Below are 16,927 nucleotides of genomic sequence, written 5' to 3' on the forward strand. Positions count from 1 at the left end.
CCATACCGGTTGACTCCTCGCCGGTATGGTGGTTCCTTCCTTGCGAAATTGGCCTGACCACATGGCCAAATCGATGCCGCACAAAACGGGCGGCGCAGGGAAGGGTCCGGGGAGCTGATGCCGCTCGCAGTCGTCGAGTCGCCGCGCCTTTATCGGCAGATCGCCGATCAATTGCGCCATCTCATCGACCAGCATGAATTCCCGGTCGGCAGCCGCCTGCCGCCCGAACGCGAGCTTGCGGAGAAGCTCGGCGTCTCCCGCCCCTCAGTCCGCGAGGCCCTGATCGCCCTCGAGGTCGAGGGCCGCGTCCGCATTCGCATGGGCTCGGGCGTCTATGTCGTCGACTCTGCCCAGGCCGCAGCGCAACTCGCCGGAACCGGCTTTCCCGTCGAAGGGCCGTTCGAGGTGCTCGCGGCGCGCAGGCTGATCGAGGGCGCGGTCGCTGCCGACGCCGCAGTGCAGGCCAAGCCGGATCAACTAGCCGGGCTCGCCGGTATCCTCGACCAGATGGAGCAGCCCGGGCTGCCGGCCGAACGGCTGATCGCGCTCGACCGCGCCTTCCATGTCGAGATCGCGGCGGTGCTCGGCAACACCGTGCTGGTGCGCTGCGTCGGCGAGCTCTTCGACCAGCGCATGAGCCCGTATTTCCGCCAGCTCGCGCAATATTTCGAGAACGAAGAGTCATGGCGCGCCGCGGCTAATGAGCACCGCGCCATCCATGCAGCGCTCACGCGCGGGGACAGCGAGGAGGCGCGTACGGCGATGTGCGCTCATCTGCAGGCCTCGCAGGAGCGCTTTTCACAGAGCTTCGGCGAGACCGACTTCAAGCGGGCAGGCGAGCGTCAGCGCCGGCCACGCCCGATCAAATGACGCAAGGCCAAATCGCATCGTTAAGTCCAGGGAGGACATGAGATGAAGTTGCACTACGCTCTCGCCGCGCTCGCCGCCGGCGCTCTTTTCGCCGGTGCCCCGGCGCAGGCCCAGACCAAGCTGAAATGGGCCCATGTCTACGAGACCTCCGAGCCGTTCCACACCGAGTCGGTCTGGGCCGCCGAGGAGATCAAGAAGCGCTCCAACGGCAAATACGAGATCACGGTCTACCCGGCCTCGCAGCTCGGCAAGGAGACCGACATCAACCAGGGCCTGACGCTGGGCACGGTCGACATGATCATCTCCGGCTCGAGCTTCGCCGCCCGCGCCTATCCGCCGATCGGCGTGACCTACTACCCCTTCATCTTCCGCGGCCCCGACCATCTGCTCGCCTATGTGAAGAGCGACGTCTTCAAGGAGATGGCCAAGGGCTATGAGGAGAAGAGCGGCCACCAGATCCTGGCCGTGACCTATTACGGCACGCGCCACACCACCTCGAACAAGCCGATCAAGACCTGCGCCGACATGAAGGGCCTGAAGATCCGCGTGCCCGACGTGCCGGCCTATCTCGCCATGCCGCGCGCTTGCGGCGCCAACACCACGCCGATCGCCTTCGCCGAGGTCTATCTCGCTTTGCAGAACGGCACCGTCGAGGCGCAGGAGAACCCGCTCAACACCATCGACGCCAAGAAGTTCTACGAGGTGCAGAAGCACATCGTGCTGACCGGTCACATCGTCGACCATCTCAACACGGTCGTCTCGAAGCAGCTCTGGGCCAAGCTCTCGCCCGAGGATCGCAAGCTCTTCACCGACGTCGCCCAGGAGGCGGCGACGCGCGCCACCAAGAAGATCCAGGACGATGAGGTGAAGCTCGTCCAGGTCTTCAAGGACAAGGGCCTCTCGGTCACCGAGATCGACAAGGCCGACTTCCTCGCCGCCGTGCAGAAGAATGTGAGCTTCGAGCAGTACGGCTATCGCAAGGCCGACTGGGAGCGCATCCAGGCGATCAAGTGACGCCGCGGCGGGCCGGCCTCGTGCCGGCCCGCCTGCCTTCGCCGGAGCGGAAGAAGCCATGACCACCACGCCGGAAGTCCATACCCAAGTCACCAGCGAGGAAATCGCCCACGTCTTTGACGAGGCGCCGCCGCCGGCCGATCTCTCTGGCTACGGTCTCGAGGACTGGGTCACGCTCGCCGCCTTCTGGCTGATGGTCGCCTGCGTCGTGGCGCAGTTCTTCACCCGCTATGTCCTCAACGACAGCTTCGCCTGGACCGAGGAGATCGCGATCTATGCGCTGATCGTCGTCGTCTTCCTCGGCTCTGCGCTCTGCGTGCGCGCCTCGCGCCACATCCAGGTCGACTTCCTCTACCGCTATCTGTCGCATGGCGCCGGCCGGGCGCTCTCGACCTTCGTCGACGTCGTGCGCATCGGCTTCTTCGCCTACGGCACGGTGCTGACGCATCGCTATGCCGAGCTCATCCCGGACGAGATGATGACGACGATCCAGTTCCCGAAATCGGTGGTGTTCTACGCCGTCGTGATCGCCTTCGCGCTGATGACGCTACGGGCGATCCAGGTCGCCTGGCAGAACTGGCGGCGCGGCTACTCCGTGCTGGAGCGTCCCTCGGCCTTCGACGGCTCGGAGGCCTGACCCATGCTGATCCTGCTCGGAACCTTCCTCGGCCTGATGGTGCTCGGCGTGCCCGTCGCCATCTCGATGGCCGTCGCCTCGCTCGCCTTCATCATCATCACCGGCACCGTGCCGGACGTGATCCCTGGCCCAGCGCATGATCGCTGGCGTCGAGAGCTTCCCATTGCTGGCGGTGCCCTTCTTCATCCTCGCCGGCAACCTGATGAACATCGCCGGCGTCACCGGCCGCATCTACGCCTTCGCGGTGGCCCTCGTCGGCTGGATGCGTGGCGGCCTCGCCCAGGTCAACATCATCGGCTCGGTGATCTTCTCCGGCATGTCGGGCACCGCGATCGCCGATGCCGCCGGCATCGGTACCATCGAGATCAAGGCGATGAAGGACCATGGCTATTCGGCCGAGGTCGCCGTCGGCGTCACCGCCGCTTCCGCCACGCTCGGGCCGATCATCCCGCCATCCTTGCCCTTCGTCATCTACGGCATGATGGCGAACACCTCGATCGGCGCGCTCTTCCTCGGCGGCGTCATTCCCGGCGTGGTGATGACGCTGTTCATGATGCTCACCGTCGCGATCTTCGCCCGCATCTACAAATGGGGGGCGGACACGAAGTTCTCGCTGCGCGAACTCGGCTCGGCCGGCGTCGAGGTGCTGGTCGTGATGGGTTTCCCGGTGCTGGCCTATCTGCTGGTCTTCGCCGGGCTCGATCCCAACCTCGCCATCGGCATCGCGCTCGCCGTGCTGCTGGCCATGGACTACTACTTCAACTTTTCGGCTGTGATGGCGCTGATGACGCCGGTCATCCTGATCGGCGGCATGACCATGGGCTGGTTCACGCCGACGGAGGCCGCTGCCGCGGCGGTGATCTGGTCGCTCTTCCTCGGCCTGGTGCGCTATCGCTCGATGACCATGCGCAGCCTGACCAAAGCGACGTTCGACACGATCGAGACAACGGCCTCGGTGCTGTTCATCGTCACCGCGGCCTCGATCTTCGCCTGGCTGCTCACGGTGTCGCAGACGGCCCAACTGCTCTCCGACCTGATCCTCGGCTTCACCCAGAACAAGTGGGTGTTCCTGATCCTGGTCAATTTGCTGCTGCTCTTCATCGGCTGCTTCCTCGACACCATCGCGGCGATCACCATCGTCGTGCCGATCCTGCTGCCGATCGCGCTCAAGCTCGGCGTCGACCCGATCCATTTCGGCCTGATCCTGACGCTCAACCTGATGATCGGGTTGCTGCACCCGCCGCTCGGCATGGTGCTGTTCGTGCTCTCGCGCGTCGCCAAGCTTTCGGTCGAGCGCACCACCATGGCGATCCTGCCCTGGCTGATCCCGCTCTTTGCGGCGCTGTTCGCGATCACCTTCATCCCCGAGCTGACGCTCTGGTTGCCGCGCACCATGGGCATGATCAGATAGGGCGCCTTACGGGGGCGGACTGGCGAAAATGGCCCGCAGTCCCCATTTTTTCTGTCAGGAGGCTGACAGCTGCGGCATGCGGCGGGCGTGTATCGGCCCTGCGCCGAACCCACTGTTACGCTGCCGCGGGCGATTGCCATCTTGGTGGCGAAGGGGCACTGCCGCGAGGTGGAGCCATGCGGGCGCTGATTGCGAAGATGTTGTCCCGGTTGGTCCGGGAACCCAGGATTGACGTTGTATTTGCCGATGGATCGCTCCATTCGGCCGGCCAAGGTGCTGTGCCGGCGATCAGGTTGCGTATTGCCGACCGTGAAACCGAATTCAGATTGGCCCTCGATCCCGAGCTCGCGCTCGGCGAGGCCGTGATGGATGGCCGCGTCATCGTCGAGCGCGGCACGATCTACCAATTGCTCGAGACCCTGGTCTGCGGGCTGTCACGTCAGCCGCCCTCGGCCTGGGCCGGGTCGCTGACCAAGCTGCGTACAGCGGTCAGGCGGCTGAAGCAGCACAACACCCCGGCCTGGGCCAAGCACAACGTCCATCACCATTACGATCTCAAGAGCGAGTTCTTCCGGCTCTTCCTTGATGCCGACCAGCAGTATTCCTGCGCCTTCTTCGAGCATCCGGGCGCGACGCTGGAGGAGGCGCAGGCCGCCAAGAAGCGCAGGATCGCGGCGAAGCTGGCCCTGAAGCCGGGCCAGCGCGTGCTCGACATCGGCTCCGGCTGGGGCGGGCTCGGGCTTTCGATCGCGCGCGAGACCGGCGCCAGGGTGACCGGAATCACATTGTCGGAGGAGCAGCTCGCAACGGCGAGCAAGCGAGCGGAAGAGTCGAAACTGCCGGTCGAGTTCCGGCTGCAGGACTACCGCGCCGTGAGCGAGCGCTTCGACCGCGTCGTCTCGGTCGGCATGTTCGAGCATGTCGGCGTCGGCTACTATCGCGACTACTTCCGCAAGATCAGGGAGCTGCTCGAGGATGACGGCGTAGCCCTGATCCATACGATCGGCCGCAGCACGCCGCCCGGCGCGACCAACCCGTTCATCGCCAAGTACATCTTCCCCGGCGGCTATATCCCGGCGCTGTCGGAGGTTGCCGCTGCGGTGGAGCAGGAAGGGTTGATCATCACCGATGTCGAAGTGCTGCGCCTGCACTATGCCGAGACGCTGAAGGCCTGGCGCGAGCGTTTCCTCGCCCATCGGCCGGAGGCCGTCGCGATGTATGACGAGCGCTTCGCCAGGATGTGGGAGTTCTACCTCGCCGCCTCCGAAGCGAGCTTCCGCTATGACGGTCTCGTCGTCTTCCAGCTCCAGCTCGCCAAGCGGCTGGGCACGCTGCCGATGACGCGGGACTATATGAGCGAGAAGGGCAGGGCTGCCGAGCCGGTCGACCGGGCGGCCTGAGCGCTTGCGATTGAGCTGCCGCGATGCCCCCGCTAGAGCAGGACGCGAAAAAGTGGGAACCGGTTTTTCGCAATAGTCCTGCTCTAACTTTTTGATGAGAGACGGATTCAGATCTCAAGTGGAACCGCAAAGCGGTTCCACTTGAGATCATCCGGCTCTAGGCTCCGGCCCGGCGGGGGCTAGCGGAGATCAAGCATGCGGTCATCGATGATTGCGCTAGCGCTCGCAGCGCAGATGTCAGCTCTTCCAGCCCTTGCCCAGGAACGCCAGCCTCGCGACGAGTTCTTCTGGCTCGGCGAGATCAACAAGGCCACGGCCGTGATCAACACGGATGAAGGCCTGCTCGACAAGGCGCTGGCGCCGCGCATTGCGGTTGGTCTCGGCAAGGTGCTGCAGGAGGGCGCCAAGCCCGGCGCGAAGCGACCTTCGACCGTGATCAGCTTCGAACCGCTGCTGATCGCGGCTGGCGGTCAGGAAGTCACGCTCCTGCATGCCGGCCGTTCGAGCCAGGACATGCATGCGACCTACCGCGCCGCGATCCTGCGCGACGACATGCTGGCGCTCGCCGACCAGCTCAATCGCACCACGGCAACGCTGGTCGGGCTGGCGGAAAAGCACGCTGCGACCATCGTGCCGAACTACACCAATGGCGTTGCGGCCCAGCCGAACAGCCTCGGCCACACTTTGCTCGGCCATGCCGCCGGCCTCGAACGCGACGCGGAGCGCATCCGCGAGGCCTATGCCCGGATCGACCGCTCGGCGATGGGCACGACCGTGCTCAACGGCACGAGCTGGCCGCTCAACCGCAAGCGCATGGCCGATTATCTCGGCTTCGCGGCGATCGTCGACAACGCCTATGACGCCGGCCAGATCTCCTCGGCCGAGCACCCGGTCGAGGCGGGCGCGATCGTCACCAGCATCGCGCTCCATGCCGGCGCCTTCGTCGAGGACGTCATGACCCAATATGCCTTCGCGCGGCCCTGGATGCTGCTGCAGGAAGGCGACGGCAACACCTATGTCTCCAGCGCCATGCCGTAGAAGCGCAATCCCGGCCTGCTCAACACCACGCGCCAGCAGGCCTCGACCGCGATCTCGCTGGCAATGGGAGCCGCGATCCAGGCCCACAACATCACGCCGGGCATGAGCGACCCCAAGGACGTCAAGCCCAACAGCGCGATGGTGAGGAGCGCGGTCACCGTGCTCGCCAACTGGGACCGCATCCTGAAAGGGCTGGTGATCAGCCCCGAGCGGGCGCTGGAGGAACTGAACAGCGACTGGACCGCCTCGCAGGAACTGGCCGATCTCCTGATGCGCAAATACAGGCTGCCCTTCCGCGTCGGCCACCATTTCGCCTCCGAGGTCGTCACCCATGCCAAGGATCACGACATCAAGCCGCTCGATTTCCCCTATGTCGAGGCGAAGCGGATCTATGCCGCGGCGGTCAAAGGTACCGACTATCCGGCCGAGCTTCCGATCGCCGAGGCCGAGTTCCGCGCCACGCTCGACCCCGTCGCGATCGTGCGCAACCGCGCCACCGCCGGCGGCCCGCAGCCGGCCGAGATGGAGCGGATGCTGGCGGGTGCCAAGGCGCGGATCGCGGAGCAGGGCGCCTGGATCAAGGAAGGGCACGAGCGGATCGCGGCCTCGCTTGGACGGCTCGACAAGGATTTCGAGGCGCTGCGGGCACAGGTCCAGTAGCGTCGCCTCAGGCGGGCGCCGGGCCGATGTAACGGGCGCGGGGGCGGATCAGCCGGCCGGTCTCATTCTGCTCCAGCGCATGGGCGAGCCAGCCGGTGCAGCGCGCCGCGGCGAAGATCTGGAACGGCGCGGTTTCCGGCAGCTCAAGCCGCGCCGCGAGCGCGCTGAGGGCGAAATCGATATTCGGCTCCTCGCCGGTCAGCGCGCCGATCGCGGCCTGCGCCTGCGCATAGGCGGTTGGCGGCTCGAACGCCGCGAACAGGGCTCGCGCCCGTGGGTCGCCATCGGGATAGAGCGGGTGACCGAAGCCGGGCAATTTGGCGCCGGTCTCCAGCCTTACTGCCAGCGCCGCCTCCAGCCCGTCGCGCTCGATGTCCCGCATCAGTGCCAGCACGCGCGGCGCGACACCACCATGCGAGGGCCCTGAGAGCGCTGCGAGCCCCGCCAGCGCGCAGGCGGCGAGCGAGGCGCCGGTCGAGGCGGTGACGCGGGCAGCGAAGGTCGAGGCGTTGAGCTCGTGGTCTGCGAGCAGGACGAGCGCTCGCCGGATCGGCTCGGCGCCTTCTGTTTCGCAGCCCCAAGCCCGGGCCAGCCGGGCATGGATCGGCCCTTCGCCCGGCCCACCGGCAATGGCGTCGACCAGCGTGTCGAGAACGGCGGCGGCTTCGAGATAGAGCGCCTTCTTGGCTCGCCCGACCATTGGCCGGTCGGTTGCGGTCCGCGCCGCGATCACCGCGAAGACACGCGCCAGCGGCTCCCCGGCGGCACGATCGTCGCCAAAGGCGGGAAGCGCTGCGTGCCGCAATCCCAGAGCAGGCGCGCGATATCCTCCAGCTTGGCGCTCTCGGACAGTCGCGCCGCATCCTGACCGCGATACCACAGGCCACCGCGCTCGATCGTGGTGATGGCCGAGGCGAGCACCGGCTCGCCATAGGCGATCGCGTCCTCGGCGATCGCGGCCGGGCGCCGGCCACGCGCCTTGCGATGCTCCAGCCGGGCGACGTCCTCGGCTCGGTAGAGACTGCGGCGCGAATCTTCGCCGTCGCCGCGCGCCTCGATCAGCCCGCGGCTGACATAGGCGTAGAGCGTCTGCGGCTTCAGGCCGAGCCGCGCCATCGCCTCCTGTGCCGTCAGCCAGTCCTGCATCGCCTCTCCCTCAGATATATTGATTATATTGTTCAAGATTGATTGTTGCAATGTGGGAGCCGATTTTCAAAACGAACGTTTTGAGGAGTTCCTGACATGTCCGATGGTCTCGATGACGTCGTCGCCGCCCATACTGTGCTCTCCGAGGTCGACGGCGCGGCCGGTCGCCTGGTGATCCGCGGCCACAGCCTTGCCGAGCTCGCTGGCCGCACCAGCTTCGAGGAGATGGCGGCGTTGATGCTCGATGGCTTGCTGCCCGGCTTGCCACAGGGCCGCGAGCTCTCGCTGGCGCTCGGCCGTGCCCGAGCCGATCTCTTTGGCATGGTCGAGCGCACCGCGCTCGCGGATGGTCTCGGCCCGGTCGAGGCAATTCGCGCCTGGACTGCGCAGATTGCTGACGGCGAGGGACCTGATACGGCGCTAAAGCTGCTCGCCGCGCCGGCCGTCTTCACAGCGGCTGCTGTCCGCAAGCGGCGCGGCCTTGCTCCGATCGCGCCCGATCCGGCGCTATCACAGGCGGCCGATACACTGCGCATGCTGCGCGGCGAAGCGCCGACCGCGGCCCAGGCGGCAGCGCTCGACAGCTATCTCGTCACCGTCGCCGATCACGGCCTCAACGCCTCCACTTTCGCGGCGCGTGTCGTCGCCTCGACGCGGGCCGGGCTGGTCTCGGCCGTGCTGGCCGGGATCAGTGCCCTGAAGGGCCCGCTGCACGGCGGCGCGCCGGGCCCGGTGATCGAGATGCTCGACGCGATCGGCGAGCCGGCCAATGCACGTGCCTGGCTCGAAGATGCGCTGGGTCGCGGCGAGCGCTTGATGGGCTTCGGTCATCGCATCTATCGCGTCCGCGATCCGCGCGCCGATGCGCTGAAGCAGGCGATTGCGAAGCTCGGCGCCGATGCCGGGCGCTTGCGCCTTGCCGAGGCCGTCGAGCAGGCGGCCCTCGCCATCCTGCGCGAGCGCAAGCCCGGCCGTTCGCTCGAAACCAATGTCGAATTCTACACCGCGCTGCTGCTCGAGGCGCTCGGCTTCCCGCCCGAGGCCTTCACTTGCGTCTTCGCGCTCGGCCGCACCACCGGCTGGCTCGCCCATGCCCGCGAACAGATCGAGACCGGCCGCCTGATCCGGCCGCAATCGGTCTATGTCGGCCCGCAGCCGAGGCGGGCGGCTTGAGGCGTCATGCGCGGGGAACCCCTCTCCTGTAAGGAGAGGGGCAGGGGTGAGGTGTAGGCCCCTCGACCAGTGCCGCGAATGCTGACCGCGCGGTTGGGTTGAGGCTCGCGATATCCCTCCCGAACACCTCACCCTGCCCTCTCCTTTCAGGAGAGGGTTCCCCGCGCCTCGATCGTCAACCGAACCGCATAAAGTTCAGCCTCGCCGTCGCTCGCCATAAGATCGACGCGCCCGGGAGCATCGAGAACCGCGCTGTCGCCGGCGGCGATCGCCGCGCCGTTCACCAGCCAATCGCCTCGGCGGGCGACGAGCACCAGCAGGCCCTCGCTCGTAGCGAGCGAGCCTGCGTCGGAAATGCGCTCGACCCGGTGCCGCCAGCGGCCGCGCCGGCTCATCACATTGAGATCGTCGATTGCCCCGTCGACCAGTATCCCGTCGACCGTCCGGTCGGCGGCGAAGGGGTAGGGTGTGCTGGCGCGATCCAGCCTGACGCGTTCGCCATCGCCGAAGGCCAGCGTGATCCCGGCGCCGGTCAGCACCGACAGCGTCCGGTCGATGCCGGGGAAGGACGAGAACGGCCCGTCCTGCCCGACATGGGCCATGCTGATGCGCCAGTCGAAATCGTTAAATGAAGCGCCTTCCGGCGCCACCGCGATCTCGGTGGTCGTCCCGCCGCCGTTCTTCCACGGCATGACCAGGCAGTCGGCGGCGCGGATGATGCGCATGGAACGGTCCTTCGTATTCGCGCTCAACATTTGTCATTCCGGGGGCGCCCGCAGGGCGAACCCGGAACCCACGACGGGGTGCGACGTGGTGATCGGTAGGATTCACCCAGTCGTGGGTTCCGGGTTCTCCGCTTACGCGGAGCCCGGAATGACACGATGGCTCAGCCCAAAATCCCCGGCAGCTTCAGGCCCTTCTCCCGGGCGCAATCCAGAGCGATGTCGTAGCCGGCATCGGCATGGCGCATCACGCCGGTCGCCGGGTCGTTCCAAAGCACGCGCTCGAGGCGCTTCGCCGCTTCCGGCGTGCCGTCGGCGACGATGACCACGCCCGAATGCTGCGAATAGCCCATGCCGACGCCGCCGCCATGGTGCAGCGAGACCCAGGTCGCGCCGCCGGCCGTGTTGAGCAGGGCGTTGAGCAGCGGCCAGTCCGAGACCGCGTCCGAGCCGTCCTTCATCGCCTCGGTCTCGCGGTTGGGCGAGGCGACCGAGCCGGAATCGAGATGGTCGCGCCCGATCACGACCGGGGCCTTGAGCTCGCCCTTGGCCACCATCTCGTTGAAGGCGAGGCCGAGCCGGTGGCGGTCGCCGAGGCCGACCCAGCAGATCCGCGCCGGCAGGCCCTGGAACTGGATGCGCTCGCGCGCCATGTCGAGCCAGTTGTGCAGGTGCTTGTCGTCGGGCAGCAGCTCCTTGACGCGCTGGTCGGTGCGGTAGATGTCCTCCGGGTCGCCGGAGAGAGCGGCCCAGCGGAATGGACCGACGCCGCGGCAGAACAGCGGGCGGATATAGGCCGGGACGAAGCCGGGAAAGTCGAAGGCGTTGTCGACGCCCATGTCCTTCGCCATCTGGCGGATATTGTTGCCGTAGTCGAGCGTCGGCACGCCCATTGTCTGGAAGTCGAGCATCGCCTTGACATGGCTTGCCATCGACGTCTTGGCGGCCAGGATCGTGCCGGCGGGATCGCGCTCCCGGCGCTCCTCCCACTCTTCCAGCGTCCAGTCGGCCGGCAGATAGCCGTTGAGCGGATCATGCGCCGAGGTCTGGTCGGTGACGACATCCGGGCGGATGCCGCGGCGGACCATATCGGGGAATATCTCGGCGGCGTTGCCGAGCACGCCGACCGAGACGGCCTTGCCCTTGGCATGGGCGGCCTCGACGATTTTCAGGGCTTCATCGACGCTGCCGGCCTTCTCGTCGAGGTAGCCGGTGCGCAGGCGGAAATCGATGCTCGACGGCCTGCACTCGACGGCGATCATCGACGCGCCGGCCATGGTCGCGGCCAGCGGCTGGGCGCCGCCCATGCCGCCGAGCCCGCCGGTCAGGACCCACTTGCCCTTGAGGCTGCCATTGTAGTGCTGGCGGCCGACCTCGACGAAGGTCTCGTAAGTGCCCTGAACGATGCCTTGCGTGCCGATATAGATCCAGGAGCCGGCCGTCATCTGGCCGTACATCATCAGCCCGAGCTTATCGAGATGATGGAAATGCTCCCAATTGGCATAGGCCGGGACGAGGTTGGAGTTCGCGATCAGCACGCGCGGCGCGTCCGGATGCGTCTTGAAGATGCCGACCGGCTTGCCGGACTGGACCAGCAGCGTCTCGTCGGCCTCGAGCGAGCGCAGCGAGGCGCAGATCCGGTCGAAATCCTCCCAGGTCCGGGCGGCGCGGCCGATGCCGCCATAGACCACGAGCTCGCCCGGCTTCTCCGCGACATCAGGATCGAGATTGTTCATCAGCATGCGCAGCGCCGCCTCGGTCAGCCAGGACTTGGCGCTGCGCTCGTTGCCGTGGGGCGCGCGGATGACGCGGCTGTTGTCGATGCGGGTCATGGCTTGCTCCGTTCGAGCTTTGTGGCGGCGGCGAGCGCCGCCTCGATCATGGTGGAAAGGGTGGCTTGCAGGCTGGCGGCCTTGGCGGGCGCGAAGGCCCAGGGCGCGGTTTCATCGTCGAGATAGGCCGAGAGCGCGATCTCCATCTGGAGCGCGTGCACGTGGTCCGCCGGGCGGCCGTAATGCCTGGTGATCCAGCCACCCTTGAAGCGGCCGTTGACCACCTGTGTGAAGGCGCCGCCGGCCATCGCCGCAGCAGCCGCAGCCTCGACGGAAGGCGCAGTGCTCGCGCCTGAATTGGTGCCGAGATTGAGCGTCGGCAGCGAGCCCGGAAACAGGCGCGGGATCACCGACTTGATCGAATGGCAGTCCCAGAGCAGGCAGAAGCCGTGCTGCGCCCTGGCGTGTTCGATCTCGGCGGCGAGGGCGTCGTGATAGGGCTGGAAATAGGCCTCGCGCCGGCGGGCGATCTCGGCCTCGTCGGGATTGGTCTGCCAGATCGGCGCGCCGTCGAAGGTCGTGGTCGGCACGAGCTCGGTCGTCGCCTGGCCGGGATAGAGCGAGACGCCGGCCGGGTCGCGATTGAGGTCGATGACGAAGCGCGAGAGCTGTGCTTCGACGATGCTCGGCTGGAAGCGCTCGGTAAAGGCGTAGAGCTGGCGCATATGCCAGTCGGTGTCCTCGACCAGCTTTCCGCGCGCATTGAGCTGCGCCGCGACCTCGGCCGGCAGGCCGGTGCCGGGATGTGGCATCGACAGGACGAGCGGCGACGAGGCGCGGCTAACGCTGACGGTGGGGCTGCTCATGCGGAGAGCTCCGCGAAGCTGTCGACCCCCGCCGCCTTGCCGAGGGCGCCCGAGAGCACGAGCTCCGTCGCTGCCGCAAGGTCGGGCGCGAGATAGCGGTCTTCGGTCAGCGGCGCGATTTTTCCGCGGATCAGCGCCAGCACCGGCTCGAGTCGCGGCGAGGTCTTCATCGGCCGGTGATGCTCGATCGCCTCGGCGGCGGCCATCAATTCGACAGCGATGATGCTCGCCGCGTTCTTCGCCATCTCGATCAGGCGGAAGGCACCATGCGTCGCCATCGAGACATGGTCTTCCTGATTGGCCGAGGTCGGGATGGTGTCGACCGACGCCGGATAGGCCCTCTGCTTGTTCTCGGAGGCCAGCGCGGCGGCGGTCACTTGCGCGATCATGAAGCCGGAGTTGAGGCCGGCATCACGGGCGAGGAAGGGCGGCAGGCCGCTCATGACGGGATCGACCAGCAGCGCGATGCGGCGCTCGGCGAGGTTGCCGATCTCGCAGACCGCCATCGCCAGCATATCGGCGGCGAAGGCGACCGGCTCGGCGTGGAAATTGCCGCCCGAGACGATCTCGCCGGGCCCGAGCACCAGCGGGTTGTCGGTGACGGCGTTGGCCTCGATCGCGAGCGTCGCGGCGACGTTGGCGAGCAGGTCGCGCACCGCGCCCATCACCTGCGGCTGGCAGCGCAGCGAGTAGGGGTCCTGAACCTTGGAATCGCCGAAGCGGTGGCTCTCGCGGATTTCGCTGCCGGCGATCAACTGCAGCAGCAATGCTGCGACCTTGATCTGGCCGGGCTGACCGCGCAGCGCCTGGATGCGCGGATCGAACGGCGTGTCGGAGCCCTTGAGGGCATCGACCGAGAGCGCGCCGGCGATCAGCGCGGCGTCGAAGACGCGGGCGATGCTGGTGAGCCCGGTCAGCGCCAGCGAGGCCGAGACCTGCGTGCCGTTGATCAGCGCAAGGCCTTCCTTGGCGCCGAGCGCCAGCGGCGCCTGGCCGATGCGCTTCAGCGCCTCGGCTGCCGGCAGCACTTCGCCTTTCAGCCTGATTTCGCCGACGCCCATCAGCGCGGCGGTGAGATGCGCGAGCGGGGCGAGATCGCCGGAGGCGCCGACCGAGCCCTTGGCCGGCACGACCGGCAGCGCGCCGGCTTTCAGCGCGCCGATCAGCGCCTCGACCACGACGAGGCGGACACCGGACGCGCCGCGGGCCAGGCTCGCCGCTTTCATGGCGAGGATCAGGGAAACGACCTCGTCCGGCAAAGCAGGGCCGGTGCCGACCGCATGCGAGAGGATGAGATTGCGCTGCAGCTTGGCGAGGTCGTTGTCGGCAATGCGGACGCTGGCGAGCTTGCCGAAGCCGGTGTTGACGCCATAGGTCACGGTGCCGGCGGCGACGATGTCGTCGACGATCGCCTGCGCGGCGGCGATGGCGCCGGTCTGGGTCAGGGTGACGGTGGCGCCGTCGAGGACATGGCGCCAGTCGGCGAGGCGGGCCTCGCCGGGAGTGAGAGAGAGCGTGGTCATTGTCCGTTCCGGATGCGGGCGTGAAGCGGGTTGAAGCCGATGCGATAAGCGAGCTCGGCCGGGCGCTCGATCTCCCAGATTGCGAGATCGCAGGCCTTGCCGGCTTCGAGCGTGCCGATCTCGTCCTGGAGGCCGAGGGCGCGGGCGGCATTCCGGGTCATGCCGGCCAGCGCCTCCTCAGGCGTCAGCCGGAACAAGGTGCAGCCCATGTTCATGGTCAGCAGCGGCGAGGTCAGCGGCGAGGTGCCGGGATTGGCGTCGGTGGCGAGCGCGATCGGCACGCCGTGCTGGCGCAGCAGTTCGATCGGCGGCTTTTGTGTCTCGCGCAGGAAGTAGAAGGCGCCGGGCAGCACCACCGCGACGGTGCCGGCCCTGGCCATGGCAATGACGCCGGCCTCGTCGAGATGCTCGAGATGGTCGGCCGAGAGGGCGCCGAAGCTGGCTGCCAGCGCTGCGCCGCCAAGATTGGAGAGCTGCTCGGCATGGATCTTGACGGCCAGGCCCTTCGCCTTGGCCGCGGTGAAGACGCGAGCGGTCTCCTCGGGCGAAAAGGCGATGCCCTCGCAGAAGACGTCGACGGCGTCGGCGAGGTTTTGCTCCGCGATGGCGTCGAGCATCGGCCCGCAGACGAGGTCGATGTAGTCGCCGGAACGGCCTTTGAATTCGGCCGGCACGGCATGGGCGCCGAGGAAGGTGGCCTGCACTCCGACCGGACGCTCGCGCCCGAGCCGGCGGGCGACGGCGAGGACCTTGACCTCGCTCTCGGTGTCGAGCCCGTAGCCCGACTTGATCTCGACGGTGGTGACGCCCTCGGCGATCAGGGCGGCGAGGCGCTTGTCGGCGCTGGCGAAGAGCTGATCTTCGCTTGCCGCGCGCGTCGCCTTGACGCTGGAGACGATGCCGCCCCCCGCGCGGGCGATCTCTTCATAGCTCGCGCCCTTGAGGCGCAATTCGAACTCGTTGGCACGATCGCCGCCATAGACGAGATGGGTGTGGCAATCGATCAGCCCGGGTGTGATCCAGCGGCCCTCGCAATCGATCACCTCGGCGCTGCCGAAGGAGGGCGCCTCGGCACGTGGGCCGGCGAAGACGATGCGGCTGTCGCGGGCAATGACGGTGCCGTCCTCGATCGCGCCATAGGGTGTGCCTGCATCGGCCGCCATGGTCGCGAGCCGTGCGTTGGTCCACACTCGTCCGCTGGGGGAAAGGGTCGCCGCCACGTCGCCTCCTCTCGACTTAATCTGCCTTGTGGCTATGCTAGACAATTGCATATGCAAATAGCAAGCTTCATTTGCATATGCAATTAAAGAGGGACGCCAGCGTGACCGGACATACGACACTGCATCTCGCCCAGGCGCTGCTGCCCGAGGGCTTCGCCGAGAACGTCACGCTGACGCTCGATCATGGAACGATCATGTCGGTCGCGGCGGGGCAGGCGGCGCCTGCTGGCGCGACGAAGCTCGCCGGCCTCGCGCTGCCCGGCCTGCCCAATCTGCACAGCCACACCTTCCAGCGCGGCATGGCGGGCCTCGCCGAGCGCCGCGGCGCCTCCGAAGATTCCTTCTGGACCTGGCGCGAGGTGATGTACCGCTTCCTCGACCGCTTGAGCCCCGACGATGTCCAGGCGATCGCCGCCCAGGCCATGGTCGAGATGCTGGAGGGTGGTTTCACCGCGCTCGCCGAGTTCCATTACCTCCACCACGACAAGGACGGCCGCGCCTATGGCGACATCGCCGCGATGGGCGCTGCGATCGCGGCGGCGTCCGAGGAGACCGGCATTGGCCTGACCCTGCTGCCGGTATTCTATCGCTACGGCAATTTCGGCAGCGCGCCGGCCGCGCCGGGCCAGCGCCGCTTCCTCAACGATCGCGACGCTTATGCGCGCCTGATCGAGGGCAGCGAGAAGGCGGTCGCAAGCCTGCCGGATGCCCGCGTCGGCCTCGCGCCGCATTCGCTGCGGGCAGTTGCACTCGAAGACCTCGGCTGGCTCACGCAGTTGCGCCAGGACGTGCCGCTGCACATCCATGTCGCCGAGCAGACCCGCGAGGTTGAGGACAGCCTCGCCATCACCGGCCGCCGCCCGGTCGAGCTGCTCATGCAGAACGTCGCGGTGAACGAGCGCTGGTGCCTGATCCACGCGACGCATCTGAGCGATGCCGAGCGCGATGCGATGGCGCTCTCCGGCGCTGTCGCGGGCCTGTGCCCGATCACCGAGGCCAATCTCGGCGACGGCATTTTCGACGGCGTGCGCTACCGCGAGACGGGCGGGCGCATCGGTGTCGGCAGCGATTCCAATGTCGAGATCGGCGCCGGTGGCGAATTGCGCCTTCTCGAATATTCGCAGCGCCTGCGGGATCGGCGGCGGGCGCTCTGGGCTGAAGCTGGCGTCTCGGCTGGCTTGAGGCTCTGGCAGGACGCCTGCGCCGGCGGCGCGCAGGCTTGCGGACGCAGCATCGGCGCGATTGCGGTCGGCCATCGCGCTGACCTCGTCACGCTCGATGCCGAGCATCCCGCCATCGTCGGCAAGGCTGGCGACTTCGCCCTCGACAGCGCCATCTTCGCCGCTCCCGCTTTGCCGGTCGCGGAGGTCGTCGTCGGTGGAAAGCCTGTGGTCAGCGCCGGCCGGCACATTGACCGCGCCCGCATCGCTGCCCGCTATGGCAAGGTGATCCGAAATCTCCTCAGCTGAGCCTCA

General features: G+C 67.4%; 15 protein-coding genes and 1 pseudogene. 9 read left to right on the top strand and 7 right to left on the bottom strand.

Annotated elements, in window-relative coordinates:
- Positions 1–117 precede the first annotated feature (117 nt).
- From QO058_RS22200 to QO058_RS22230, 7 genes and pseudogenes are all read left to right on the top strand, one after another.
- Positions 118–870 carry a FadR/GntR family transcriptional regulator gene (locus QO058_RS22200; protein WP_284168394.1) on the top strand — a complete coding sequence of 251 codons (753 nt, stop codon included), beginning with the start codon at positions 118–120 and terminating at the stop codon, positions 868–870.
- Between the two features lie 42 nt (positions 871–912).
- Positions 913–1,884, top strand: a complete 972-nt coding sequence (locus QO058_RS22205; protein WP_284168395.1) for a sialic acid TRAP transporter substrate-binding protein SiaP — start codon at positions 913–915, stop codon at positions 1,882–1,884.
- 58 nt (positions 1,885–1,942) lie between these two features.
- A complete protein-coding gene (locus QO058_RS22210) occupies positions 1,943–2,521 on the top strand; it encodes a TRAP transporter small permease (RefSeq protein ID WP_284168396.1) in 579 nt (192 codons plus the stop codon).
- 3 nt (positions 2,522–2,524) lie between these two features.
- Positions 2,525–3,932, top strand: a pseudogene (locus tag QO058_RS22215) (TRAP transporter large permease).
- 197 nt (positions 3,933–4,129) lie between these two features.
- Positions 4,130–5,332, top strand: coding sequence for a class I SAM-dependent methyltransferase (locus QO058_RS22220; RefSeq protein ID WP_465248690.1), 1,203 nt, complete (start codon positions 4,130–4,132; stop codon positions 5,330–5,332).
- A gap of 195 nt (positions 5,333–5,527) precedes the next feature.
- A complete protein-coding gene (locus tag QO058_RS22225; protein ID WP_284168398.1) occupies positions 5,528–6,370 on the top strand; it encodes a lyase family protein in 843 nt (280 codons plus the stop codon).
- Positions 6,371–6,433: 63 nt separating this feature from the next.
- Positions 6,434–7,030, top strand: a complete 597-nt coding sequence (locus tag QO058_RS22230) for a lyase family protein (protein ID WP_284168399.1) — start codon at positions 6,434–6,436, stop codon at positions 7,028–7,030.
- Between the two features lie 7 nt (positions 7,031–7,037).
- On the opposite strand, the gene QO058_RS31205 is transcribed toward QO058_RS22230, so the two are convergent.
- Entirely contained in the window at positions 7,038–7,730 is a 693-nt protein-coding gene (locus tag QO058_RS31205; RefSeq protein ID WP_347975484.1) for a citrate/2-methylcitrate synthase, read from the bottom strand.
- A gap of 29 nt (positions 7,731–7,759) precedes the next feature.
- Positions 7,760–8,176 carry a citrate synthase gene (locus QO058_RS31210; RefSeq protein WP_347975486.1) on the bottom strand — a complete coding sequence of 139 codons (417 nt, stop codon included), beginning with the start codon at positions 8,174–8,176 and terminating at the stop codon, positions 7,760–7,762.
- 96 nt (positions 8,177–8,272) lie between these two features.
- Between QO058_RS31210 and QO058_RS22240 the strand changes: the two genes are divergently transcribed.
- Positions 8,273–9,349: a citrate synthase/methylcitrate synthase gene (locus QO058_RS22240; RefSeq protein ID WP_284168401.1), complete on the top strand. Its 1,077-nt coding sequence runs from the start codon at positions 8,273–8,275 to the stop codon at positions 9,347–9,349.
- Between the two features lie 146 nt (positions 9,350–9,495).
- On the opposite strand, the gene QO058_RS22245 is transcribed toward QO058_RS22240, so the two are convergent.
- The 5 genes from QO058_RS22245 to hutI all read right to left on the bottom strand — a co-directional run bounded on the left by QO058_RS22245 (position 9,496) and on the right by hutI (position 15,395).
- Positions 9,496–10,074 (bottom strand): HutD/Ves family protein, encoded by a 579-nt coding sequence (locus QO058_RS22245; protein WP_284168403.1) that lies wholly within the window; start codon positions 10,072–10,074, stop codon positions 9,496–9,498.
- A 161-nt stretch (positions 10,075–10,235) separates the two neighbouring features.
- A complete protein-coding gene (gene hutU, locus QO058_RS22250) occupies positions 10,236–11,903 on the bottom strand; it encodes a urocanate hydratase (RefSeq protein ID WP_284168404.1) in 1,668 nt (555 codons plus the stop codon).
- Positions 11,900–12,709, bottom strand: coding sequence for an N-formylglutamate deformylase (gene hutG, locus QO058_RS22255; protein WP_284168405.1), 810 nt, complete (start codon positions 12,707–12,709; stop codon positions 11,900–11,902). The genes hutU and hutG overlap by 4 nt, the downstream gene beginning before the upstream one ends.
- The gene (gene hutH, locus QO058_RS22260; RefSeq protein WP_284168406.1) at positions 12,706–14,232 is read right to left on the bottom strand and encodes a histidine ammonia-lyase; all 1,527 of its coding nucleotides are present in this window, start codon (positions 14,230–14,232) and stop codon (positions 12,706–12,708) included. Before hutH ends, hutG begins: the two co-directional genes overlap by 4 nt.
- Positions 14,229–15,395, bottom strand: coding sequence for an imidazolonepropionase (hutI, locus tag QO058_RS22265; protein WP_284172993.1), 1,167 nt, complete (start codon positions 15,393–15,395; stop codon positions 14,229–14,231). Before hutI ends, hutH begins: the two co-directional genes overlap by 4 nt.
- Before the next feature lie 158 nt (positions 15,396–15,553).
- Between hutI and QO058_RS22270 the strand changes: the two genes are divergently transcribed.
- Positions 15,554–16,921 carry a formimidoylglutamate deiminase gene (locus QO058_RS22270; RefSeq protein WP_284168407.1) on the top strand — a complete coding sequence of 456 codons (1,368 nt, stop codon included), beginning with the start codon at positions 15,554–15,556 and terminating at the stop codon, positions 16,919–16,921.
- Positions 16,922–16,927: the final 6 nt, after the last annotated feature.

This window comes from Bosea vestrisii (assembly GCF_030144325.1).
Taxonomy (GTDB): domain Bacteria; phylum Pseudomonadota; class Alphaproteobacteria; order Rhizobiales; family Beijerinckiaceae; genus Allobosea; species Allobosea vestrisii_A.